This window comes from Candidatus Rokuibacteriota bacterium (assembly GCA_030647435.1).
Taxonomy (GTDB): Bacteria; Methylomirabilota; Methylomirabilia; order Rokubacteriales; family CSP1-6; genus AR37.
Map to the genome: position 1 here is coordinate 1 of JAUSJX010000052.1, position 22,915 is coordinate 22,915.

At 69.5% G+C, this 22,915-nt stretch carries 20 protein-coding genes; all 20 read right to left on the bottom strand.

Annotated features, from left to right (window positions below; all coding sequences use genetic code 11):
• Positions 1–102: 102 nt before the first annotated feature.
• Positions 103–291 carry an ABC transporter substrate binding protein gene (locus Q7W02_09470; GenBank protein MDO8476404.1) on the bottom strand — a complete coding sequence of 63 codons (189 nt, stop codon included), beginning with the start codon at positions 289–291 and terminating at the stop codon, positions 103–105.
• Complete coding sequence (locus Q7W02_09475; protein ID MDO8476405.1) at positions 279–1,013, bottom strand: ABC transporter substrate-binding protein; 735 nt, start codon at positions 1,011–1,013, stop codon at positions 279–281. The genes Q7W02_09470 and Q7W02_09475 overlap by 13 nt, the downstream gene beginning before the upstream one ends.
• A gap of 189 nt (positions 1,014–1,202) precedes the next feature.
• On the bottom strand, positions 1,203–2,258 hold the full coding sequence (locus tag Q7W02_09480; GenBank protein MDO8476406.1) for a trypsin-like peptidase domain-containing protein: 1,056 nt from the start codon (positions 2,256–2,258) through the stop codon (positions 1,203–1,205).
• On the bottom strand, positions 2,258–2,755 hold the full coding sequence (locus Q7W02_09485) for a YajQ family cyclic di-GMP-binding protein (GenBank protein ID MDO8476407.1): 498 nt from the start codon (positions 2,753–2,755) through the stop codon (positions 2,258–2,260). The genes Q7W02_09480 and Q7W02_09485 overlap by 1 nt, the downstream gene beginning before the upstream one ends.
• An 18-nt stretch (positions 2,756–2,773) precedes the next feature.
• The gene (locus Q7W02_09490; protein ID MDO8476408.1) at positions 2,774–3,388 is read right to left on the bottom strand and encodes an outer membrane lipoprotein carrier protein LolA; all 615 of its coding nucleotides are present in this window, start codon (positions 3,386–3,388) and stop codon (positions 2,774–2,776) included.
• 275 nt (positions 3,389–3,663) lie between these two features.
• On the bottom strand, positions 3,664–5,808 hold the full coding sequence (locus tag Q7W02_09495; GenBank protein ID MDO8476409.1) for a DNA translocase FtsK: 2,145 nt from the start codon (positions 5,806–5,808) through the stop codon (positions 3,664–3,666).
• A complete protein-coding gene (locus Q7W02_09500; GenBank protein ID MDO8476410.1) occupies positions 5,808–7,511 on the bottom strand; it encodes a ribonuclease J in 1,704 nt (567 codons plus the stop codon). The genes Q7W02_09495 and Q7W02_09500 overlap by 1 nt, the downstream gene beginning before the upstream one ends.
• A gap of 56 nt (positions 7,512–7,567) precedes the next feature.
• Positions 7,568–8,575 carry an esterase gene (locus Q7W02_09505; GenBank protein MDO8476411.1) on the bottom strand — a complete coding sequence of 336 codons (1,008 nt, stop codon included), beginning with the start codon at positions 8,573–8,575 and terminating at the stop codon, positions 7,568–7,570.
• 167 nt (positions 8,576–8,742) lie between these two features.
• Positions 8,743–9,621: a 16S rRNA (adenine(1518)-N(6)/adenine(1519)-N(6))-dimethyltransferase RsmA gene (gene rsmA / locus Q7W02_09510; GenBank protein MDO8476412.1), complete on the bottom strand. Its 879-nt coding sequence runs from the start codon at positions 9,619–9,621 to the stop codon at positions 8,743–8,745.
• Positions 9,618–10,247 carry a dephospho-CoA kinase gene (coaE, locus tag Q7W02_09515; GenBank protein ID MDO8476413.1) on the bottom strand — a complete coding sequence of 210 codons (630 nt, stop codon included), beginning with the start codon at positions 10,245–10,247 and terminating at the stop codon, positions 9,618–9,620. Before coaE ends, rsmA begins: the two co-directional genes overlap by 4 nt.
• The gene (gene polA / locus Q7W02_09520; GenBank protein MDO8476414.1) at positions 10,244–12,787 is read right to left on the bottom strand and encodes a DNA polymerase I; all 2,544 of its coding nucleotides are present in this window, start codon (positions 12,785–12,787) and stop codon (positions 10,244–10,246) included. The genes coaE and polA overlap by 4 nt, the downstream gene beginning before the upstream one ends.
• On the bottom strand, positions 12,784–15,843 hold the full coding sequence (glnE, locus tag Q7W02_09525) for a bifunctional [glutamate--ammonia ligase]-adenylyl-L-tyrosine phosphorylase/[glutamate--ammonia-ligase] adenylyltransferase (protein ID MDO8476415.1): 3,060 nt from the start codon (positions 15,841–15,843) through the stop codon (positions 12,784–12,786). The genes polA and glnE overlap by 4 nt, the downstream gene beginning before the upstream one ends.
• 5 nt (positions 15,844–15,848) lie before the next feature.
• A complete protein-coding gene (locus Q7W02_09530) occupies positions 15,849–16,187 on the bottom strand; it encodes a P-II family nitrogen regulator (protein ID MDO8476416.1) in 339 nt (112 codons plus the stop codon).
• The gene (glgA, locus tag Q7W02_09535; GenBank protein MDO8476417.1) at positions 16,184–17,704 is read right to left on the bottom strand and encodes a glycogen synthase GlgA; all 1,521 of its coding nucleotides are present in this window, start codon (positions 17,702–17,704) and stop codon (positions 16,184–16,186) included. Before glgA ends, Q7W02_09530 begins: the two co-directional genes overlap by 4 nt.
• 11 nt (positions 17,705–17,715) lie before the next feature.
• Complete coding sequence (locus Q7W02_09540) at positions 17,716–19,326, bottom strand: Na/Pi cotransporter family protein (GenBank protein MDO8476418.1); 1,611 nt, start codon at positions 19,324–19,326, stop codon at positions 17,716–17,718.
• Positions 19,327–19,328: 2 nt separating this feature from the next.
• Positions 19,329–19,970, bottom strand: a complete 642-nt coding sequence (locus Q7W02_09545; GenBank protein MDO8476419.1) for a histidine phosphatase family protein — start codon at positions 19,968–19,970, stop codon at positions 19,329–19,331.
• A complete protein-coding gene (gltX, locus tag Q7W02_09550) occupies positions 19,967–21,430 on the bottom strand; it encodes a glutamate--tRNA ligase (protein MDO8476420.1) in 1,464 nt (487 codons plus the stop codon). The genes Q7W02_09545 and gltX overlap by 4 nt, the downstream gene beginning before the upstream one ends.
• 188 nt (positions 21,431–21,618) lie before the next feature.
• Positions 21,619–21,921, bottom strand: coding sequence for a HigA family addiction module antitoxin (locus Q7W02_09555; GenBank protein ID MDO8476421.1), 303 nt, complete (start codon positions 21,919–21,921; stop codon positions 21,619–21,621).
• A gap of 6 nt (positions 21,922–21,927) precedes the next feature.
• A complete protein-coding gene (locus Q7W02_09560; GenBank protein ID MDO8476422.1) occupies positions 21,928–22,218 on the bottom strand; it encodes a type II toxin-antitoxin system RelE/ParE family toxin in 291 nt (96 codons plus the stop codon).
• A gap of 266 nt (positions 22,219–22,484) precedes the next feature.
• On the bottom strand, positions 22,485–22,915 hold a 431-nt coding region (locus tag Q7W02_09565), incomplete at its 5' end, for an HNH endonuclease signature motif containing protein (protein MDO8476423.1).

Genomic DNA, 22,915 nt, shown 5'->3' on the forward strand with positions numbered 1-22,915 from the left:
GCTTCGTCGGTGGGCTTCAGAGTCTTGGTTTCCCTCCACCCTGCCACCCAAGTTACGGGGCTCTGGCTCTTACCCCGGCGGGACTGCCTCCCGCTGAACACGTCAGCTTTCTCTGGACGCACGGTTGATCACCAGCTCGAACTTGGTCGGCTGCTCCACGGGGAGATCGCCGGGCTTGGCGCCCTTGAGAATCTTGTCCACGTAGGTAGCGGCGCGCCTATGCATATCAGCAAGGTTCGGTCCATAGGCCATAAGGCCCCCGGCATCGACAAAATCCCTCAATCCGTACACTGCCGGCAGCCGGTTCTTTGCCGCCAGGTCCACGAGGCGCCTCCGAACACAGTCAGAGCACCCGCGCGCGCCCGGGCCATGTCCGAGAAGGCCCTGTCGAAATCGTCTGGCCCTCGCGCCTCAACGAATTGAAGCCGCACCCCCAGCGCCCGCGCCGCGACGTCTGCTTCCTTCAGCATGTCCTTTCCCATGCGTTCGCCCTGGCCACCTGGCTGCCAGAGGGCAGCGACCCGACTGACCCCCGGAACGGCCTGCGTGAGATGTTCCAGACCCTTGCCGACTAGCTCCGGGGTGAGGGCGGACAACCCCGTGACATTGCCGCCCGGCCGCGCAAGGCTGGTGACGAGCCCGTCCGTAACCGGATCGCCAGCAGAAGCGAAGACAATGGGGAGGGTCCTGGTCGCTTGCTTGGCGGCCAGGGCGGCGATTGTGCTTCCGGCCACGATGACATCAACCTTGAGCGCAACCAGTTCGGCCGCAAGAGCGGGGAGCCGCTCGAACTTCCCCTCGGCATCTCGGTATTCAATCAGGACGTTGCGGCCCTCGACGTAGCCGAGGTCACGCAGTCCTTGAAGGAAGGCCTCTGGAAGGTGGGAGTTAGCGGCCAGGTTGGGCGACAGGAAGCCTATTCGAGCGATCTTGGCCGCCTGCTGGGCCTCGGCGGTGAGCGGCGCGACGACGATGCCGCCGGCGATCACCTCAATGAACCTTCTGCGCTCCATCACTGGCTCTTCCTGCAGCCGGTCTGCGAGTCAGGCGCGAGGGGATGCGGGGCGTCGGGAAACCGGGCCGGTTCCATGCAGGAGGCCTCCTCACAGGCTGGGCGGGAGTCTAGCAGAGTCAGAGCCGTGGAACGGGCGAACGACGGCCGACAGGGGGCGCCGGCACCGCGGAGCCGCGGGGGGACCGACTTACTGTTGGGTCTTGCCGGTGAGCTCGATGACCTTGCCGGCGCGGAGGACCTTCATCTTGAAGGGCGTGCCCGGCGGCTCGGCGGCCAGCCTGTTGCGGATCTTCTCGATGTTGTCGTCCGACCCGACGGCGATGCCGTCGACGGACAGGATGATGTCGCCGCCCACGGCGATCTGCTGGCCCGCGATCGTGGCGATCTTGTCGCCTCCCAGGAGACCCATATCCCACCCCGACGATCCCTGGGCCACGGTCTTGACGAGGAAGCCGGAGGGCTCGGGGACGTTGAAGATGGCGGCCAGGTCGCCCGTCAGCATGGTGCCGTCGATGCCGGTCCAGAAGGACTTGCGCTCGAGCAGGAGCTTCTTGGCCGTGTTGATCGTGACGACGAAGCCCAACCCTTCGCTGCCGCCGGACTTGGAGATGTTGTGGCTGACGATGCCGATGACCTCAGCCGCCATGTTGAACATGGGCCCGCCCGAGTTGCCCGTGTTGATCGTGGCCGTGGTCTGGAAGAACTCAGCCAGCGGCATGCTCTTGTAGACGGTGTTGGGCGGCCAGCGCGCGCTGACCCAGCCCGCGCTCATCGAGTGCGCGAGCCCATACGGCGCGCCGATGACAATGACCTGGTCGCCGACCCTGACCGTGCTCGAATCCGCCATCCTGGCCGCGCGCATGCTCGGGGGCATCCGCTCCAGCTGGAGGAGCGAGAGATCGGCGGCGGGCTCGGAGGCGATGATCTTCGCGGACACGCGCTCGCCGCCGAGCGCTTCCACGGTGATCTCGTCCATGGCGTTGACCACATGCGCCGCCGTCATCACCTTGCCGTCGGCGGAGACCAGCACGCCCGAGCCCGTCTCGCTGAACCGGGTGACGCCGACATTGCTGACGTCGCGCCCCCTGGCCCGGATCACGACGACGGACGGGTTGGCCCTGCGGAAGACCTCGTTCAGGTTCTGGGCCTGGGCCGGCGCGGAGAGCACCGGCAGCGCGATGACCATGATCAGGGCGGGCGCGAGCAGGGCGGGCGCGAGCAGGGCGCCCAAGAGCTTCTTCATCACGTGGACCGATAGTTCGTGAACTGGAGCGCGACGCCCAGGTCCTTCGACTTCACCAGCGCGATGACCGCCTGGAGGTCGTCGCGGTTCTTGCCGGAGACCCGCACCTGCTTCTCCTGGATCGAGGCCTGGACGCGGATCTTGGAGTCCTTGATGAGGCGCACGATCTCCTTGGCCTTCTCCATGGGGATGCCGTCCTGGAGCGTGATGCGCTGGCGCACGGTTCCGCCGGCCGCGGGCTCCGGGTCCTTGATCGTGAGCGCCTTGAGGTCGACGCCGCGGCGGTGGAGCTTGGACTGGAGGATGTCGAGCACGGCCTTGAGCTTCATGTCGTCGGCGGAGGTCAGGACGAGGTCCATCTTCTCCTCGAGGATCTCGTTCTTCGAGCCCTTGAGGTCGTAGCGGGTCTCGGCCTCCCGCTTGGCCTGGTTGACGGCGTTGGCGACCTCCTGCATGTCCACCTTGCACGCGATGTCGAAGCTGTTTTCAGCGGCCATAGCTTCTCCCGGCGCCTCCTATCGGATCTCGAGCGGGACCACCGCTGTCCCCTTGGGCGGCGTGAACGCGAAGAGGGTATCACTGAGGCCGGGGTTGACGAGAACCCGGTTGAACGACATCGTCACCGTGTTCTGGAGCTGGTCGTAGAGCACGGCCTGGCGGACTATGTAATTCTCCTTCGGGTCGAGCGTCAGCACGAGCCGCGTCAGGAGCGGCGTCGGCCTCTTGGGCGTGAGGTCGAGGACGGGCCGGCCGGAGGCGTCCGTCTTGTTGGCCGGGTTCAGGAAGCGCACGGAGAACTCCTCGCGCACCTTGCCGAGCCCTTGGAGAAAGCTCCCCGCCGGGCCCGCGAGCGCCTTGGGCGCGTCGCCCTTGTTGACCTGGTTGAGCTCGGGCGTGTAGACCCAGAGGTGCGTGCCGTCAGACACGATCTGCTGGGGCGACGGGCTCTTGTACTCCCAGCGCATCTTGCCGCCCTTTTTCAAATACACCGTGCCCTCGGCCTTGACGTCCTGCCCCAGGCTCTTGTTCCACGCCACCTGTTTAAAGTCGGCCCGCAGGTCGGTCATCTTGCCGTACGTCGCTTCGACCGCGTCCACCACCTGCTCCAGCTCCTGCGCCCCCGCCGTCACCGCGAACAAGATGATGGAGGCGACAGCTAGAAGAGCAGCCCGCAGAAGTTGCGGTCGGCGTGCCGGGGGATGCCCCCCGAACCCCCGTGCGGTTGGGGGTACGCAGTTCGAGCTGAGCGACGGCCGACGAGCGCCAAGCGAGGAGCGTCGCGAGGCGAGGCCCGAGTTGATCGGCGCCCCCGGTGCGCCGGCCGCAACTTCTGCGAGAGCCCGGCAACGCGCGCCCCTCACCCTGCCCTCTCCCCCGAGGGGAGAGGGTGTCTGTGACGAGCGCACTACTTCCCCCGCTTCGCCAGGTACTCGGGGCCGACCAGGATCTCGCGGGGCTTGGCGCCCTGGCCGGGACCGATGATGCGATCCTGCTCCATCATGTCGATGAAGCGCGCAGCCTTCGGGTAGCCGAGCCCAAGCCGTCGCTGGAGGAAGGAGATCGAGCCCGCGCGCTGGGAGATCACGAGGGTGACCGCGTCCCAGTAGACGTCATCCCGGCCCTCGTCGCCGCCACCGCCCTCCTCCTCGATCACCGGCAGCTCGACCTTCTCGTAGACCGCCGAGCCCTGCTTGCGCAGGAATTCGCAGACGGCCTTGACCTCGTTGTCGGCGACCCAGGAGCCGTGCACCCGCATCTGGCGCGACGCTCCGGGCGGCACGAAGATCATGTCGCCTCTGCCCAGGAGCTGCTCCGCCCCGTTGCCGTCGAGCACGGTGCGGGAATCCACCTTGCTTGCCACCTGGAAGGCGATGCGCGTCGGGAAGTTGGCCTTGATGAGACCCGTGACCACGTCGACGGACGGCCGCTGGGTCGCGATGATGAGGTGGATGCCGACGGCGCGCGCGATCTGCGCCAGGCGCACCAGCGAGTTCTGGACGTCGCCCGCCGAGACCATCATGAGGTCGGCCAGCTCGTCCACGACGACGACCCAGTACGGCAGCTTCTCCTCGGGCGCCACTTCCTTGTTGTAGCCCTCGATGTTGCGCACGGCCTTGGCCTGGAGCGCCTTGTAGCGCTCGTCCATCTTGCCGACGATCCACCTGAGCCGTGCCGAGGCCTCCTTGGCGTCGGTGACGACGGGCGCCAGGAGATGCGGGATGCTCTCGTAGATGCCGAGCTCGAGCCGCTTGGGATCGATCAATAGAAATCGCACGTCGGCGGGCGTCGCCTTGTACAGCAGCGAGCAGATCATGGTGTTGATGCCGACACTCTTGCCGCTGCCGGTCGAGCCCGCGATGAGGAGATGCGGCATGGACGTCAGGTCGGCGACCACCGGGTTGCCCGTGGTGTCCTTGCCGAGGGCCAGCGGCAGCTTACCCTTGGACTCGACGAATTCCGGCGAGACGAGGATCTCGCGCAGGTAGACCGTGGCAATCTGCGGATTCGGCACCTCGACGGCGACCGTGCCGCGCCCCGGGATGGGTCCGATGATGCGGACCGCCGCGGCCTTCATGGCCAGCGCCAGGTCGTCGGCCAGGTTGACGACCTGGCTGACCTTGACGCCGGCCGCCGGCTCGAACTCGTAGGAGGTGATGACGGGGCCGGGACTCGCCTGGACGATGTGGCCGGTGACACCGAAGTCCTCGAGCTTCTTCTTGAGCGTCTGCGCGTTGGCCTCGAGCTCTTCGCGCGTGCGCTTGAGCTCCGATGCCGGAGGAGGCTGCAGTAGCCCCACGGACGGCAGCTGGAATGCCCGGGCGCCGCCCTTGCCGAAGTCGAAGGTCTCCTGCCACGCGAGCCCCTTCTCCACGAGCGAGGCCTTGAGCTTGGCCGGCTCCTTGACGACGAGGCGCGGCGGCGCAGCGTCGCCGTCGGGCTCGACCGCGGGATCGAGGCGGACAGACGCGGCGGAGCGCGACGTCGCGCCGGCCGTCTTCTTGCCGCGGAAGAAGGGCAGGCCCGATAGCCTGTCGCCCGCGGCGCGCGACATCACGTGGAGCGACACCCGCGTGATGAACAGCACGGCGACCGGGATGATGGCGAGGAGGATGATCGAGGTGCCCACGCTGCCGACGGAGACGCGGAGGGCTTCCGACACGGCCCAGCCGAGGACGCCGCCCTTGTGGATGCGCTGCTCCAAGAGCGTGTCGGACATGCGCGTGAGAATTCCCGTCACGCTGATCAGGAGGAGCCCGAGGCCGGCAGCGGCGGGCCAGCCCGTCACCATGCGCGAGCGGATGAAGGCCGAGGCGCCGTAGCCCGCCAGCAGCACCGGGAAGAGGTAGCCGGCGTAGCCGAAGGCCCAGAAAAAGACCCAGCCGAGCCACACGCCGACGGGGCCCACGGGGCTCGTCTGGTCGAGCAGGTGCAGCGTCGGGTCGAAGGCGTAGAGCGCCACGAAGCCGAAGCCCGAGAGGGCGAGCGCCAGGATGCCCTTGACCTCCCGCACCCAGCGTCCCTGCTCCCGCTCGGAGGCAGTCGAAGCCATCAGACCTCCAGGACCAGCGGGATCACGACCGGCTTGCGGTCGAAGCGCTGGTTGATAAAGCGGCGGACGGCGCTGCGCACGACGGCGCCGATCAGCTCGCGGCCGATCACCTCCGGCTCCTGGCGCGCCGCCAGCGCCTCGCGGACGGCCTGCTTGACCTCCTCCATCAGCTCCTCCGACTCCTTCATATAGACGAACCCGCGGGAGGCGATCTCGGGTCCCGCGACGACCGAGCCCGTGGTCTTGTCCACGGTCAGCGCCACCACGACCATGCCCGCCTCGGCGAGGAGCTGACGGTCGCGCAGCACGACCTGCCCCACGTCGCCGATGCCCTTGCCGTCCACGAAGACGCGCCCCGCGGGGTAGCCTGCGAGCACGCGCGCGCCGGACTTCGAGAGCTCCAGGCCCAGCCCGTCCTCGACGAGGAAGATGCGGTCCTTGGAAATCCCGACGCTCTCGGCGAGCTTTCCGTGCTGGAGCAGGTGGCGGTACTCGCCGTGCACGGGCATGAAGTAGCGCGGCTGCGTCAGCTCCATCATCTGCTTGAGATCGTCCTCGCTCGCGTGCCCCGAGACGTGGACGAAGGCGACGTCCTCCCAGAGCACCTCGGCGCCGCGGCGGAGGAGCGCGTTGATGGCGCGCCCGATCACGCGCTCATTGCCGGGGATGACCCTCGAAGAAAAGATCACGAGATCCCCCGCGCCGACCTCGACGTACTTGTGCTCGCCCGCGGCGATCAGCGATACGGCCGAGTGGGTCTCGCCCTGGCTCCCTGTGGACAGGATCACCTGCTTCCGCGCCGCGAGCCCGCCCAGCTCCTCGAGGGAGACCAGGAGCCCCTCGGGCACCTTGAGGTAGCCCATCTCGGAGGCGACGGCGACGTTGGCGACCATGCTGCGGCCGAGCAGCGCGACCTTCCGGCCGCCGGCCTCCGCCAGGTTCAGCACCTGCTGGATCCTGTGGATGTGCGAGGCGAAGGTGGCGACGAGGATCCTGCCCGGCGCCTGGGTGAAGCGGCCCGCGAGCGCCTCACCGACCTCGGTCTCCGATCCCGTGCGCCCGGGCCGGCCGACGTTGGTCGAATCCGAGCAGAGGCAGAGCACCCCGCGCTCGCCCAGCGCCGCGAACTTCGCGTAGTCGGGCTGCTCGGCGTCCACGGGGCGCGGGTCGAGCTTGAAATCGCCGGTGTGAATGACCGTGCCCACCGGGGTCTCGATGGCCAGGCCGATGCCGTCTGCGATCGAGTGGGTGACGCGGATCGGGACCACGACGAAGCCGCCCGCCCGGATCTCGTCGCCCGGCGCGTAGGATCTCAGATCCGCCCGCTCGAGCACGCCCAGCTCCTGCAGCCGGTGCCGCGCAATGGCCAGCGTCAGCGGCGTGCCGTATACCGGGACGTCGAACTCGCGCAGGAGATAGGAGAGAGCGCCGATATGGTCCTCGTGGCCGTGGGTCAGCACCACGGCGCGAAAACGCTCCCGGTGCTCGCGGAGGTACGTGAAGTCCGGGATGACGTAGTCCACCCCGGGCATCTCGTCGTCGGGGAAGAGGAGGCCGCAGTCCACAGCGATGATGTCGTCGCCGGATTCGATCAGCATCATGTTGAGGCCGATCTCGCCGAGACCGCCCAGGGGGATCAGGCGGACCGCGGGCTCGGCGGGTACGTCGATCGGAACCGGCTCGGGTCGGTAAAGGGTGCTCACGGCGGCGCTGTCATCGTACCACCGCGCCGCGCGTGAGCGAAGAAACGCCCCGGCGGTCAGTGCCAGAGGCCCTCACGCTCGAGCCACGTCTGGATCACGCCGGCGACCTCGAGGTTGTTCCGGTCCATCATCATCATGTGCGAGTTGCCGCGGATGCCGGCCTTCGGCAGGTCGCGGATCTCCACCCGCCCGCCGGCCTCGCGCACCACCTCGAGGAACTTGACCGCGTTCGCGCGGATGGCCGGCCAGCGGCCGTCGCGCTCGATGTGGTCGCCGAAGAGGGCGAGGATGGGGATGCCCTTGAGCGCCGCCGCCTGGGCGGGATCGCCCACGCCGCCCGGCTCAACGGCCACCAGCGCCTTGATCTTGTCGGGGCGCGCCTGGGCGACCTTGAACGCGAACGGTCCCGCCTGGGAGTGGAAGACGATGACGCAGGGGCAGATGCGGTCCACGAGGAGCGTGTAGGCCGCGATGGTGGGAGCGTCGGTCGAGGTCCAGCGGGGGACGAGCTGGCGGGTGAAGTTCTCATAGGCCTCGATCGGGAACTGGGTGCCCGGCAGCGGCTTCATCAGGGCGACGTCGCGGTTGTACGAGCCCTGGCCCTGGCCGATGCGGAAGCGCTCGAAGGGGTCGGCCTTGGTGAGGAAGATGGGCTCGCTCTGGAAGACGTCGGGGTACTGCGCCCAGCCTGCCCGCCCGCGCTCGACGGCGTCGGAGTTGAAGGTGGCCCACCCCTTCTTGACGAAGTAGTTGAGCCAGCCCTCGCGTCCGTCCGGTGTCGTCTCGTAGCTGACGCCCGTGAGGCCGCCGCCGTGCCAGAGGAGCAGCGGGACTGACCCACGCTCGCGCGCGGGCAGGAAGTACTGCACGTACATCTGCTCGACCTGGTAGACGCCGTTGGGATCGACCTTGGCGGGCACCCCACCCGGCGTGAAGACGACCTCCTTGACGGGCTTGCCCGAGATGACGGCCTCGCGCCCGCCCACGTGGAAGGAGCCCATGTCGCGGAGCTCGATGGGAGCGGGCGATGCGCAGGCGGCGAGCAGGGATACCAGGGCCAGCATGCGCAGAGAACGGACGCTCATGAGCCACCTCCAGGCACTGGGCCAATTTACTTCGTCACACTTCGTTCTCGGTCGCCAGCGACGCTCAACGTACACGAACGTACGCCTCGCGCCGCTGGCTCCCTCGGGCCTCGTCTGACTCGCAACTTGGCCCAGTGCCTGACCCTCTACCCGTTTCCCGTGGGGGACGGGTGTCGGGACTGGGCCAGGCGGGCGAATTCTGCGAGAGAGAGCGTCTCGGCCCGGCGGCCGGGCTCGATGCCCGCTGCGTCGCACATCGCGCGCGCGCGCCCGGCTGCCAGCCCGAGGCCCGAGGCCAGGGCATTGGCGAGGCTCTTCCGGCGCTGGCCGAAGGCCGCGAGGACGACCGCGCGGAGCCGCGCCGGATCGCCCACCGGGACGGGCGGCGCGCGCCGGACACGGAGATGTATCACCGCGGAGTCCACCTGGGGCGGCGGGCGGAAAGCGCCGGGCGGCACCGTGAAGGCGAGCCGCGCCTCGCAGGACAGCTGGGTCAGCACCGAGAGGCTTCCGTACGTCTTGCCGCCAGGGCCGGCCGCCACGCGCTCGGCGACTTCCTTCTGGAGCATCAGCACCATCTCGTCCACGACCGGTCCCGCCTCGACGAGGGCCTGGAGGATGGGCTTGCCCACGCTGTACGGAAGATTCCCCACGACGAGCACGCGCCCGGCCGGATCGGGCTTGAGCGCGGACAGCCCCGTGTAGTTGAAGGACCGGGCATCGGCCACGAAGACCTCCACGTGGGGCGCATCCGCGAAGCGCTCGACGAGCGCGGCGGCCATGACCTCGTCCACCTCGAGCGCCAGGAGCCTACCCGCCGCGCGCGCGAGACGGCTCGTCAGCGCCCCCAGCCCGGGCCCGATCTCGATCACGAGGTCCCGGATCGTCGGCCGGACTTCCCCAATGATCCGCTCGGCCACCGCGTCGTCGCGGAGGAAGTGCTGGCCGAGCGCCCGTGTCTTGCCCGAGGCGGCGTGGCGCTTGGGCCTCGGAACATTCGCCCGCGCGTTGCGCCGCGGGCTCATGTCTGCCGCCGGGCCTTGAGCTCGGCCAGGAACGCGCCGTACACCGTCCGCACCTGGCGCTCGGTTTCCTCGCGCGTGCCCGAGTTGTCGATAACATGGTCCGCTAGCTTCGCCTTCTCGGCGATGGGCATCTGGCTGGCAATCCGCGCGCGCGCGTCGGTGTCGCTCAGGCCGTCGCGCTCCATGAGACGCCGGCGCTCGATCTCCGGGTCGGCGTAGACCACGACCACGCGGTCCATCTTGGCGACGCCGCCTCCCTCGAAGAGAAGCGCCGCGTCCCAGATGACGACGCCCTCGAAGGCCTCCTCGTCGAGGACGGAAAGGATGCGCTGCTGGCGTAGGCCGATGGCCGGGTGGGTGATCTCCTCGAGGCGCTTCCGCTTCGCGGCGTCGGCGAAGACAACGGCGCCCAGCGCCTTGCGATCAAGCGAGCCGTCCTCCTGGACAACCTGGGGCCCGAACTCCTCGACGATACGGGCGTGGGCGGCTTGGCCCGGCATGACGACCTCTCGCGCGAGGAGATCGGCGTCGAGGACGCGCGCGCCCAGATGAGCGAACATCCGGCTGACCGTGCTCTTGCCGGTGGCGATGCTGCCGGTGAGACCGACCAGGAGGAAGCGCCTCACGCCTGAGCCCAATCCGCGCCCGTCTTGATGTCCACCCTGAGCGGGACGTCGAGCGCCATGGCCGATTCCATCACCTGCCGCGCCAGGGCCTCGAGGCGCGGGACCTCGGCCTCGGGCGATTCGAACAGCAGCTCGTCGTGGACCTGGAGCAGCATGCGGCTCTCGAGGCCGCTCTCCCCGAGCGTCTTGGCCATCCGCACCATGGCGATCTTGATCAGGTCGGCGGCCGTGCCCTGGATGGGCGCGTTGGTCGCCATACGCTCGGCGAAGCCCCGGAGGTTGGGGTTGCCGCTTTGAAGCTCCGGGATGTAGCGGCGCCGGCCGAGGAGCGTCGCCACGAAGCCCCGCTGGCGCCCCTCGGCGACGGTGCGCTCGAGCCAGGCCTTGACCTTCGGGTGCCGCGCGAAAAAGCGATCGAGGAACTCCTGCGCCTGCTTGGGCGTGATCGCGAGCCCGCGCGAGAGCCCGAAGGCCGTCACGCCGTAGATGACGGAGAAATTCGTGGTCTTCGCCACGTCGCGCTGCGCCTCGGTCACCCGCGATAGCTCGATGCCGAAGACCTCGGCTGCCGTGCGGCGATGGATGTCCTCTCCGGCGCGGAACGCGGCGATGAGGCTCTCCTCGCCCGAGACGTGAGCCAGGATGCGCAGCTCGATCTGCGAGTAGTCCGCCGCGACGAAGCGCCATCCGGCCTCGGGCACGAAAGCCGCGCGGATCCGCCGGCCGAGCTCGGTGCGGATGGGGATATTTTGTAGGTTTGGAGCGGACGACGAAAGCCTCCCCGTCGCCGTGACAAGCTGGTTAAAGGATGTGTGGATCCGCCCCGTGGCCGGGTTGATCAGGACCGGCAACGCGTCGGCGTAGGTGGACTTGAGCTTGGCCAGCGTCCGGTGCTCGATGATCTTGGCCGGCAGCTCGTGGCCCAGCGCCAGCTGCTCGAGGACGTCGGCGTCGGTCGAATACCCCGTCTTGGTCTTCTTGACCGGCGGGAGCTTGAGCTTGTCGAAGAGGATCCGCGCCATCTGCTTGGGCGAGCCGATGTTGAACTCCTCCCCGGCAAGGGCGTAGATCTCGCGCGTGAGCCGCTCGAGGGCCAGGTCGAGCTCCTTGGAGAAGTCCGCGAGACGACCCGGGTCCACGCGGATGCCGTGGCGCTCCATCGCCGCCAGCACAGGGCCCAGCGGCCGCTCGAGGTCTTCGTAGAGCGTGTGGAGCCCCACCTCCTTGAGCGCGCGCGGCAGCATCTCCCAGAGCTGCCAGATGAAGCGCCCCCGGCTGCCCGGCGCCGCGAGCCCCGGCCCCTCGCCCAGGAGGTCGGCGCAGACCTCGTCGAGCTTGTAATTGGTGCGCGCCGGGTTCAGGAGATACGCGCCGACGGCCGTGTCCTCGAAGGCGGGTGGCGTGCCGCCGCGGGCCAGCCACCACTCGATCAGGTGCTTGACGTCGTGGCCGATCAGGCGGCGCCCTCCGAAATCCGGCGCCTCCGACCCGAGCGTCAGAATTGCAGCGCCGGTAGCCGGATGGAAGACGCCGAGCGCTCCCAGCGCGGGCTCGGGCGGCCCTCCCCCGCCCGCCCGGTCCACGGCCACGGGGTCGTCCACCGGGACGGCGGTGAGCCACCGCTGGATCGCCGCGGCTCCCTCCAGGCTCGGCAGCGACTCGGACGTGATCCTGGGCGCTTCCTGTGCGGGGAGCAGGCGAAGCAACGTGTCGAACTCGAGCTCGGTCCAGAGCGCCCGCAGCCGCTCCCAGTCGGGCTCCTGGCGCCGGAAGGCCTCGAGTCCCTGGTCGATGGGGACCCGCGTACTCACCGTCGCCAGCTCTCGAGACAGGAGCGCCTGCCGGCGATTGGCGGCCAGCGTCTCGCGGACCTTCCCGGGCACGAGCGTGAGGTTTTCGTAGAGCCGCTCGACGCTGCCGAACTGGCTGATGAGCTTGACGGCGGTCTTCTGACCGACCCCAGGCACGCCGGGAATATTGTCGATGCTGTCACCCATCAGCGCGAGGAGGTCGGGAATCTGGCCCGGCGCCACGCCCCACTTTTCGACGACGGCGGCCTCGTCGAACCAGACGGGCTCGCCGCGCCCATTCGTCGAGAGCACCCGCACGCGCGGCCCAACCAGCTGGAGCATGTCCTTATCGCCGGTGACGAGGACCATCTCGACCGGCTCGGTCCGCATCCTCTCGACCAGCGTGCCGAGCACGTCGTCCGCCTCGAACGTGGGCACCTCCAGGAGCGGCAGCCGGAGCGCCTCGAAGACCCGCTTGACGAGCGCAATCTGGCTCCGGAGATCGTCCGGCATGCTGGGACGGGTCTCCTTGTACGACGGCAGCTTCTCTTCGCGAAACGTGGGGCCCGGCGGATCCCAGGCCACGGCCGCGTACTCGGGGTTCTCCTCCCGGAGGAGCTTCAAGAGCATGGTGGACACGCCGCGGACCGCATGGGTGGCCTGGCCCTTGGAGTTCGAGAGGTACGGCAGCGCGTGGTAGGCGCGGTAGAGGTAGCCCGGCCCGTCCACGACGAAGAAGCGCGCGCTCATGCCGGGACCACACGGTCGTAGAGCGCTCGCACCCAGGTGGTGCGCCGCTTGTACTCCTCGAGCAGGTCTTTTCGGGAGGGAAAGCCGAGGCTTTTAGCGAGGCGCGCCGGGATGAGCCCCGCCGGCTCGAGCGTGTCGGCGGGCCGCGCGCCGAAGAGCCGCAGGTCGGCCGAGACGCGGCGGAGGAAGCGGTAGTGCCCGGCGAGCGCCTCCGCCTCGTCCGCGGGCAGGAGGCCGGCCCGGCCGATCTCGCTGAGCGCAGTTACGGTATGCGGGCTTCTGATGGCCGGAATCAGCCTGCCGTGCGTCATCTGGATCGCCTGGGTGATGAACTCCACATCCACCAGTCCCCCGCGGCCGAACTTGACGTGGAGTCGTCCCGGCGTCTCCTTGCCGAGCTCCTTCTCCATCCGCGCGCGCAGCTGGCGCATCTCCTTGAGGTCGGGCGGCGGCGCGTCGGGACCGTAGACGAGGGCGTGGATCTCCCGCCTCACGGCGCGGCCGAGCCTCGGGTCGCCGCAGACCAGGCGCGCTCGCGTGAGAGTCTGGCGCTCCCACGGGTCGGCCCACTCGCGGTAGTACTGGCCGACCGCCTCCACGCTCGAGGCGAAGCCGCTGCCCTTCGAGCCCGGGCGGAGCCGGAGGTCCACCGGCACGACCACGCCGGCCGCCGTCACGTCACCCAGGATCGAGGAGAGCGCCTCCACGGCCCGATCGTAGAACACATGGGCCTCGACGCGCTCGGCTCCGTCGGTCTCGCCTGCCCCGCCGTAGACCACGAAGAGGTCGAGGTCGGAGCCTGTCGAGAGCTCGCGCCCGCCGAACTTGCCGAGGCCGATGACGCAGGCGGTGATCATCCGGCCCGCCGCGTCCCGCGGCGCGCCGAAGGTCTCGGCCGTCTCGCCGAGCGCCATCAGCCAGCCGGCCGCCAGCGCCGCTTCGGCGAGCGCCGTCATCTCGCGCGAGAAGCGCTCGGCGTCCGTGACGCCCAGGAGCATCCGCCAGGTGATGCCGAGCTCCTCGGCCTGCTTGAGCCGGCGCAGGCGGTCCATCCGCACCGCCAGCGCGAGGTGCGGCCCCAGCGCCGGCGCAAGGGCACGCCTGAAGTCGGCGCGGCGGCTTGGAGCCGCGAAGGTCGCGGGGTCCGCGAGACCGTTCAGGAGCTCCGGCTGCGTCACCAGGAGCTGGGTCAGGAGCTCGCCGCGGGCGCAGAGCTTGACGAGGTTCGCCAAGAGCTCCGGCCGCTCCGCCAGCAGCTCGAGGTAGGCGGTGCGCGGCCCGGCGGCGGCGACGAAGCGCTCGAACTGGTTGAGCGCCTCGTCCGGGTCGGGGCTCTGCCACAGGGCCTCGAGCAGCACGGGAAAGATCGCGCGCAGCGCGCGGCGCAGGGGCAGGGCGTACGGGACGAGCGGCCGGCCCTCGAGAACGAGGCGCAGGTTCTGGCGGGCGCGGTCCGGGTCGGCGAACCCCGTCGCCTTGAGCGCGGTGTAGGTCGGGATGCGCGGCGCGGGCTCCCGCGCCTCCGGCGATCCGGCAAAGAATCCGGTGAAGGCCTGGTGCACCCCGCGGGTCACGCGGCGATACTCGGCCTCGAAGCCGCGGCGCGCGGCGGCGGGCGTCTCGATGCTGCCGAGACGGCGGGCGAGCCGCGCAAGGGCGGCGGGCTCCTCGGGCAGGGTGTGGATCTGGAACTCGTCCACGATCTGGAGCCGGTGCTCGACCGTTCTCAGGAAGACCAGCGCCTCGCCGAGGAAGCGCCCGAGCGACTGCGGCAGGTAGCCGCGCTCGGTCAGTCGGAAGATGGCGCGCAGGCTGTTCCGCTCGCGGAGCCACGGGTCGTCCCCCGAGTAGAGGAGCTGGAGCGCCTGGACCAGGAACTCGACCTCGCGGATGCCGCCCACGCCCAGCTTCACGTGGCGCCGCTCCACGCCCTTGGCGCGCAGCGACGCGTCGATCTGCGCCTTCATCCCGCGGACCCCGGCGACGATGTCCGGTTCCACGCCGGGGCGGAATACGAAGGGGCGGACGATGTCGAAGAAGCGCGCGGCCACGCCCGCGTCGCCCGCGCAGAAACGCGCCTTGATCAGCGCCTGCCGCTCCCACAGCTCCGCCCGCTCGGCGAGGTACGCGCGGTAGCCCTCGAGCGAGAGGATCACGCCGCCCATCCGTCCCTCAGGGCGGAGGCGAAGATCCACGCGAAAGGCGTAACCCTCGTCCGTGACGGACTCGAGCGCCTCGACGATGGCCCGTGCCCCGCGGGCGAAGTAGTCGCCGTTCGGGACGCGCCCCTCGGAGCCTCCCGACGTCTCGCCGTCGTCGCCGTAGACGAACACGAGATCGATGTCGGAGGAATAGTTGAGCTCGTCGCCGCCCAGCTTGCCCATGCCGATGACGGCGAGGCCCGCCGGCGTCCCGTCCTGCCCCCATGGCGCGCCGTAGCGCTGGCGGAGATCCGCCTCCGCCCAACGCCACGCGGCCGAGAGGCAGACGTCGGCCATGCGGGAAAGCTCCTCCGTCGTCACGGTCAGGTCGGCGTCGCCCAGGATGTCGCGGCAGCCGATGCGAAGGAGCTGGCGGTACTTGAAGCGGCGGAGCGCGTTCCACCGTGCTTCGGGGCGGTCGAAGGCCCGGGCGCTCTGCTCGAGCTCGGCCTCGAGCTCGTCGGCGAGCCACTGGCGCATGGTGCCGGGCTCGAGGAGCCACGACAAGAGCGTCGGCCGGCGGCGGAGCGTGTCGGCCAGGAACTGGCTCGTGCCGCCGAGCTTGGCGACGAGATGGACGGCGCCGGGATGCGAGCTCAGGAGCCGGAACAGCGCGGCGCGCTCGCCTTGAGCCGCCAGGCGCTCGAGGTTGTTGAGCGCCATGTCGGGGTCGGGCGCCTCCGACATCTCCTTCAAGAGTCTTGGGAGGACCGGCCCGAGAAGCTCCGCGTCCAGCGGGTCCGGCGTCAGCGCGTGGAGGTTGGCGAGCGCGCCGCGCGGGTCGGCGAATCCCAGCCGCTTGAGCTCGCTGAGCGCCTTCTTGTCGTCGGCCGGGACGGCGAAAAGATGCTTCACGCGGGCTAGATCGCCGATTCGCCCTTTTCGCCGGTGCGAATGCGGATGGCCTCGCCCATGGGCATGACGAAGACCTTGCCGTCGCCGATCGAGCCCGTGCGCGCGGCGGCCGCGATGGCCGCGACCACCTTGTCCACGATCTGGTCCGCCACGACGAGCTCGATCTTGACCTTGGGCAGGAAGTCGATGGTGTACTCGGAGCCGCGGTAGAGCTCCGTGTGCCCCTTCTGTCGCCCGAACCCGCGCACCTCGGTCACGGTCATCCCGATGATCCCGAGCTCCGTCAGCGCCTCCTTGACGTCGTCGAGCTTGAACGGCTTGATGATCGCTTCGATCTTCTTCATCGCGACCTCCGTGACGGCCTGGCGCCCTGCGGGCGGAGCACCTTCTTGTAGAGCTGCGCGTATTCGCGGGCCGAGGCGTCCCACGAGAAATCCTCGGTCATGGCGTTCTTGACGAGAGCACCCCAGAGCTCCGGCCGGCGGAAGGCGGCCGCCGCGCGCCGGACGGCGTCCAGCAGCGCGTCCACCGAGAGCGCGTCGAATAGGAACCCCGTGCCGGTGCGGCGGGCCGGATCGAACTCCGTCACCGTGTCCGCCAAGCCGCCGGTGCGCCGCACCACAGGCAGGGCGCCATACCGCAGCGCGATCAGCTGCGCGAGCCCGCACGGCTCGTAGCGGGACGGCATGAGAAAACAGTCCGCCCCCGCGTACATCCGCGAGGCGAGCTCCGGATCGTAGCCGATGCGCACGGCGACCGTGCCCGGGTGGCGCGCGGCCGCCTCGATCCAGGCTTCCTCGAGGGACGCTTCGCCCGAGCCGAGGAGCGCGACCCGGCAGCCGGCGTCCAGCATGCCGGGCAGGCTTTCGAGCGCCAGGTCGAGACCCTTCTGCCCGGCGAGCCGCGTGACCATGGCAACGAGCGGCCCCGGCGCGTCGTTGAGCCCAACGTCGCGGAGCCCGAGCTCGCGGCGCAGGGCCTCGCGGCAGGCGACCTTGCCTTCGGGCTCCCCCGACGAGTACGGGCGCGGCAGCGCGGGGTCCTTCGCCGGGTTCCACTGCTCGTAGTCGATGCCGTTGACCACGCCGTGAAGATCCTGGGCGCGCTCCTCGAGCACGCCCTCGAGCCCGTTGCCGAATTCCGTCGTGCGGATCTCGGCGGCGTACGTGCGGCTGACCGTGGTCAGCAGGTCCGAGAACACGAGCCCGCCCTTCAGGAAGTTGAGCTTGCCGTAGAACTCGAGCCCGGCAGGGGTGAAGACGTCCCAGCCGAGGCCGGTCATGGGCATGTCGTGGTGCCAGAAGACGCCCTGGTAGGCCAGGTTGTGGATGGTGAAGACCGTGGCGGCGGCTCTGAGCGCCGGGTGGTCGCGGTAGAGCGTGCGGAGGTAGACGGAGATGAGCCCGGTCTGCCAGTCGTTGGCGTGGATGATCTGCGGGCGCCAGGCCTCCCGCCCCTCTCCGTCGAGCGCGATCAGCGCCTCGAGCGTGCCGCGGCAGAAGAAGACGAAGCGCTCGCAGTTGTCCGAGTAGTCGCCGTCGCCCGTGCCGTAGAGCCCGTCGCGGTCGAAGTACTGGTCTTGCTGGAGGAAGTAGACGGGCACGCCGGCGCTCGTCTCGGTCGCGAGCAGCGCGCTCTCGACCCGCCGGTCGCCCACCGGCACCTCGAGGCGCGGGACGACGGTCCTGATGCCGGAGGCGTGGCGCTCCACGCCGCGGTAGCGCGGCATGAGGATGCGCACGTCGTGCCCGAGCGCCCGCAGCGCGCGCGGCAGGGCGGCGGCGACGTCGCCGAGCCCGCCCGTCTTGGCGAAGGGCGAGGCCTCGGAGGCGACCAGCAGCACGCGGAGACGCTGCGCCATGTCCCGGCTCCTCACGCGTCTTCTTCGAGGATCGGAAACACCAGCTGCGAGATGTGCGACGAGATGCGCTTGAGGTTGGTCAGCACGTCCAGGTGGATCTCGGATGTCTCGAGCGACTCGGCCAGCCCCTGGCGGAGCCGCGCCAGGTGCGAGGTGCGGAGCTCGCGCTCGCGCTGGCGGATCGTCGGGCGCTGGTCCAGCACCTCCTGCGCCAGCGTCCGGTCGTTGGCGGCGAAGCCCGCGATCCCGCGCTCGAGGTTCTTCGAGATCATGCCGTGGAACTCCAGCAGCTCCGCCTCGCCCGCCTCCGAGAAGCGCCGGCCCTGGTAGAGCTTCTTGCGGGCCAGCTCCATCAGGTTCTTGTCCACGATATCGCCGATGTTCTCGAGGTTGCCGATGAAGGAGATGAGCCCGATTTCTTTGCGTAAGAGGTCGGGGGACATCGTCTCCACCCCGAGGCGCGACAGGAAGAGCTTGATTTCGCGCTCGAGGTAGTCGAGCTGGTCGTCGCGCCGCTCCACCTCCTCGAGCAGCTCCTGGTTGTCCGTGTGGAGGACTACCATGGCGTCGCGCAGCATGCCCTGCGCCACGTCGCCCATGCGCAGGGCCTCGCGCGTCGCCTGCCCGAGCGCCAGGGCCGGCTGGTCGAGGTACCGGTCGTCGAGGTAGCGCGTCTTGAAGGGATTGTCGGCCGTCGTCACGTCGTCCGGCACGAGCATCGTGATCGCGCGCGCCGCCCACGGGGCGAAGGGCAGGAAGAGCGCGCTGATCGCCACGTTGAAGAACGTATGCGTGTTCGCGATCTGCCGCGCGGTGTCGCCCGCGGTAACAGTGACCAGCGCCGTCAGGGGCTGGATGAACGGGAAGACCATGGCAACACCCAGGACCTTGAAGGCGATGTGCGCCACGGCGACCCGCCGCGCGTCGGCGGAGGAGCGCAGGCTCGCCGCCAGCGCCGTCGCGCACGTGCCGATGTTGGCGCCGAGGACCACGGGGATGGCGCCGTCCAGCGGCAGGAGCCCCTGCTGGGCGAGCGAGAGCAGGAGGCCGATCGTCGCGACGGACGAGGTCATGCCCGCGCTGAAGACCGCCCCCACCAGGAGCCCCAGGCCGGCATTGCCCGAGAGCGCCACCAACACCTGGCGCGCGAGCGCGCTGTCCGCCACCGGCGCCATCGCCTCGGTCATGACGCGCATGCCGAGGAAGACGAACCCGAAGCCCAGCACCGCCTGCCCGAAGCTCTTGACGAGCCCGCGCCGGCCGAAGAAGGAGAGCGCGAAGCCCGCCCCGACCATGAGCAGGGCCAGGTCCTGGACCTTGAAGGCCAGGAGCTGCACGGTGAAGGTCGTGCCGATGTCGGCGCCGAGGATCACGCCGAGCGACTGGGGAAAGGTGACGAGCCCCGCCGAGACGAAGCCGATCAGCATGAGCGTGGTCGCCGAGGAGGACTGGATGACCGCCGTCGCGAGCGCGCCCGAGCACACGGCGGACAGACGCGTCCGCGTGGCGCTCGTCAGCATGTGCCGGAGGTGCCCGCCCGCCGCGCGCTGGAGCCCCTCACCGCAGAGCTGCATGCCGTAGAGGAGCAGCGCCAGTCCCCCGAAGAGCGCCAGCAGCACCATGGCTAGAGCCCGAGCCTCGAGGGCGACAGCGGGGCGCCGGCGCCGAGCCCCGCCAGGTGCTGCGTGCTGTTGACGGAGCGTACGGAGGGCGGCGCCACTTCCGTTATCGAGCCGTTCGACAGCGTCAGGCGCCAGATGGAGGAGAGCGGCAGCCCCAGGCAGTGGGCCAGGTACGCGCTGATGACGCCGCCGTGGCAGACGACCAGCACCTGCTGACCATCGGGGTGGGCGGCCGCGATGTCCGCCATGGCGCTCACCACGCGCGCCTGGACTTCGGGCAAGGGCTCGGCGCCCGGCGGCAGGCAGGCGACGGGGTCGCGCACCCACTGCTCGTACGGGTCGCCCGGCAGCCCCTGGATCTCCTCCACCGTGCGCCCCTCCCAATCTCCTAGCGACAGCTCGCGCAGGTCGTGCACCGGCGTCAGCGGCACGCCGAGCCTCGCTGCGGCGATCTCGGCCGTTCGCCGCGCGCGCTCGAGCGGGCTCGTGTAGACCGCGGCGATGCGCAGCCGGCGAATCGCCTGGCCGAGCGCCTCGGCCTGGCGCGCGCCCAGCTCCGAGAGCGCCACGTCCTGCACGCCCTGGAAGCGGCGCTCGGCATTGGACACGGACTGCCCGTGTCGCACGAGGAGGAGGCGGCTCATCTTCCTGACCCCACCGCAGGCTTGGCGCGCTCCACCGCGGCCTTGGCGCGCTCCACCGCGGCCAGCGCCGCCTTGAGGCGCACGATCGTCTCGGCCTTGCCGAGCAAGGCTGCCACCTGGAAGACCGGCGGGCTCGCGGTCTTGCCGGTGATCGCGATGCGCGTGAGCTGAGCCAAATCGACGAGCTTGAGCCCCATCTCGGCGGCGAGTCCCCGGTACAGGCCCTCGAGGCTCTCCGGGTCGAACGCCTCTTGGGCCTGGTGGCGCTTGATCAGCACGGCGTACCGGTGGGGCGCCTCGGGCCCCCAGAACTTCGCCCGCGCCTGGGCGTCATAGGCCGCGGGCGGCCCGAAGTAAAAGGCCGCCTGCTCCGCCATCTCGACGAGAGTGCGGGACCGCTCCTTGAGGCTCGCGGCGATCGCCGCGAGACGCGCCGGTTCGACAGGGGCTGCGCCCAGCGCGCGGGCGAGGAATGGCGCAAGGGCCTCGGCCAGGCGCTCGGGCGCGGCCGCCTTGATCCACTCGAGAGAGACCCACAGGAGCTTCTCCCGGTCGAAGACGGCGCCCGCCTTGCCGACCTGGTCCAGCGCGAAGTGCTCGACGATCTGCTCTCGCGAGAAGATCTCCTGGTCGCCGTGGGACCACCCGAGCCTTGCCAGGTAGTTGACCAGGGCCTCCGGGAGAATGCCTTGGTCTCTGAACTCCTCGACCGTCGTGGCGCCGTGACGCTTGGACATCTTGCTCCGGTCCGGCGCCAGGATCATCGGGATGTGGGCGAACAGCGGCGTGGCGTAGCCCAGCGCCGCGTAGCAGGCGATCTGCTTGGGCGTGTTGTTGAGGTGGTCATTGCCCCGGATGACGTGGGTGATCTTCATGGTCACGTCGTCCACGACCACGCAGAAGTTGTAGGTCGGCGTCCCGTCCGTGCGCACCAGGATCCAGTCGTCCAGCGTGTCGTTGTCGAAGGTGACGGTGCCGAGGATGGCGTCCTCGACCGCAGTCTGCCCGCCGAGCGGCATCTTGAGTCTCAACGCGTGCGGCTCGGAGGCCGGCACGCCGGCCTCGCGGCACGTGCCCGGATACCGGAACTGCTCCTTGCGGGCCTTGGCGGCGGCGCGGAGCGCGTCGAGAATCTCCCGCGTGCAGCGGCAGCGGTACGCTCGCCCTTCGACGAGCAATCGCTCGGCGTGCGCGCGGTAGATATCGAAGCGCTCGGTCTGGCGGTAGCCGGGGGCGGGAGGGCCCTCGTCCCAGTCGAGCCCGAGCCAGCGAAGGACGTCGAGGATCTGGACGATGTGCTCCTCGGTCGAGCGCGACCGGTCGGTGTCCTCGATGCGGAGGATGAAGACGCCCTTGTGGTGGCGCGCAAGGGCCCAGTTGAAGAGCGCGGTGCGCGCGCCGCCCACGTGGAAGGAGCCCGTGGGGCTGGGGGCAAAGCGGACTCTCACCGTGTCAGACATGGGTATTCATTCTACCCCGGCGCGCCCGCGTGGGCGCGGGACCAAGCGGGCGGATGGCCGGCGGCCGGGGGGTGCCCTCGGGAGCGAATCGGACGAGCCGTAACGAGGCCCGAAGCAGGCGAGGACGATCGATGCGGCCGGTACACGCCGGGCCAGTGCGTGATCGGCGCTGCGGATCCTGATGCAGGTCAGCCTGCTCGAAGCAGTGGCTTCGGCAGGTTGGACAGGTGGCTCGCCGCCTGATGAAGGTCGACGGCCTTCTGGGCGTTGAGCCAAAACTCGGGCGAGATCCGAAACGTGGCGCCCAGCTTCAAGGCCATTTCGGCGGTCACGGAGCTGCGGCCATTGACGATGCGGTTGATGACCTTGACATCGCAACCGAGGTGATCTGCCAGTTGCTTTTGAGTCATGCTAAGGGGAATCAAGAATTCCTCGCGAAGGATCTCGCCCGGGGTGGTGGGCTCTCTGCGCCGAGTCAACTCTCTCATCATGGCCCCTCAGTGGTAGTCGCGGATGTCGACCTCGGCGGGACCGGAATCCGTCCAGCGGAAGACGACTCGCCATTGGTTGTTGATGCGGATGCTGTGGAACCCTCTCAGGTTCCCCTTGAGCGCCTCGATTCGATTGCCCGGCGGCGACGCCAGATCCGTGAGCACCGCGGCGTAGTCGAGCATGTCGAGCTTCCTGGCGGCGACCTTCGCGAACTTCGCCCAGCCGACACCCTTCAAGAGCCGACCCTCCCGGAAGAATCGCGCGACGGCCGGGCTGGCGAAGCTCTGGATCGCCATCCGTGGCATCGTACCGTGGCGCGGTATACTCTGTCAAGGTATGCAGGGCAAGGAATCGAACTTGCCACGTGGACGCCGCGCTTGCTTGCGCGCTGGCGTTGCTCGGCGCAGCATATTCTGCGGGTCTCGCGACTTCATTCGCCGCGGGTGTGACGGCCGAAGAGGCACAGACCATCTGTCCGGACACGGGGCCAGCCCGCTTGATGGTCGCAACAAGTACGTTGACCAGGCGCATCTCTCGCGGATGTTCAAGCACGCCTTCGGCGTCACCCCAGCACGCTACCGCGCGCTAGAAGCGAACCGCACGCCGTAAAAGGTCTGGCGCTCTGGGCCAGGGGATGGAGGACGTCGATCGCCCAAGTCAGATCCAGTCGTTCCCCGAGCCAGCCGGCGCACGCCGTCCGCGCGCCGATGCGAAGGCCTTGCGAGTCGTGACAAGCGCGGAGAGCCTCGATGGGATCACCGGGCACCGCGGCAGGCGGGGGCACCTCGGGCAGCGGGCGGCCGTCCGGCCGCCGGAACCGGAGAGCCCCGTCGGGCCCGCGCGCGACCTGGAAGCCCTCCTCGTGCACCGCGCGATGATGTCGGCGACAGAGCAGCGCGAGGTTTGAGAGCGTTGTCGGCCCGCCGTGCGCCCAGTGGCGGAGATGATGCCCCTGGCCATTGCTCACGCCGCAACCGGGGAACCGGCAGCCCA

Excerpts from the sequence above, each read along its gene's own strand:
- glgA (MDO8476417.1), bottom strand. The coding sequence starts at position 17,704 with ATGGCGCAGCGTCTCCGCGTGCTGCTGGTCGCCTCCGAGGCCTCGCCC.
- Q7W02_09475 (MDO8476405.1), bottom strand. The coding sequence starts at position 1,013 with ATGGAGCGCAGAAGGTTCATTGAGGTGATCGCCGGCGGCATCGTCGTC.
- Q7W02_09530 (MDO8476416.1), bottom strand. The coding sequence starts at position 16,187 with ATGAAGAAGATCGAAGCGATCATCAAGCCGTTCAAGCTCGACGACGTC.
- Q7W02_09555 (MDO8476421.1), bottom strand. The coding sequence starts at position 21,921 with ATGATGAGAGAGTTGACTCGGCGCAGAGAGCCCACCACCCCGGGCGAG.
- gltX (MDO8476420.1), bottom strand. The coding sequence starts at position 21,430 with ATGTCTGACACGGTGAGAGTCCGCTTTGCCCCCAGCCCCACGGGCTCC.
- Q7W02_09540 (MDO8476418.1), bottom strand. The coding sequence starts at position 19,326 with ATGGTGCTGCTGGCGCTCTTCGGGGGACTGGCGCTGCTCCTCTACGGC.
- Q7W02_09545 (MDO8476419.1), bottom strand. The coding sequence starts at position 19,970 with ATGAGCCGCCTCCTCCTCGTGCGACACGGGCAGTCCGTGTCCAATGCC.
- Q7W02_09560 (MDO8476422.1), bottom strand. The coding sequence starts at position 22,218 with ATGGCGATCCAGAGCTTCGCCAGCCCGGCCGTCGCGCGATTCTTCCGG.
- Q7W02_09485 (MDO8476407.1), bottom strand. The coding sequence starts at position 2,755 with ATGGCCGCTGAAAACAGCTTCGACATCGCGTGCAAGGTGGACATGCAG.
- Q7W02_09495 (MDO8476409.1), bottom strand. The coding sequence starts at position 5,808 with ATGGCTTCGACTGCCTCCGAGCGGGAGCAGGGACGCTGGGTGCGGGAG.
- rsmA (MDO8476412.1), bottom strand. The coding sequence starts at position 9,621 with ATGAGCCCGCGGCGCAACGCGCGGGCGAATGTTCCGAGGCCCAAGCGC.
- Q7W02_09505 (MDO8476411.1), bottom strand. The coding sequence starts at position 8,575 with ATGCTGGCCCTGGTATCCCTGCTCGCCGCCTGCGCATCGCCCGCTCCC.
- polA (MDO8476414.1), bottom strand. The coding sequence starts at position 12,787 with ATGAGCGCGCGCTTCTTCGTCGTGGACGGGCCGGGCTACCTCTACCGC.
- Q7W02_09480 (MDO8476406.1), bottom strand. The coding sequence starts at position 2,258 with ATGAAGAAGCTCTTGGGCGCCCTGCTCGCGCCCGCCCTGCTCGCGCCC.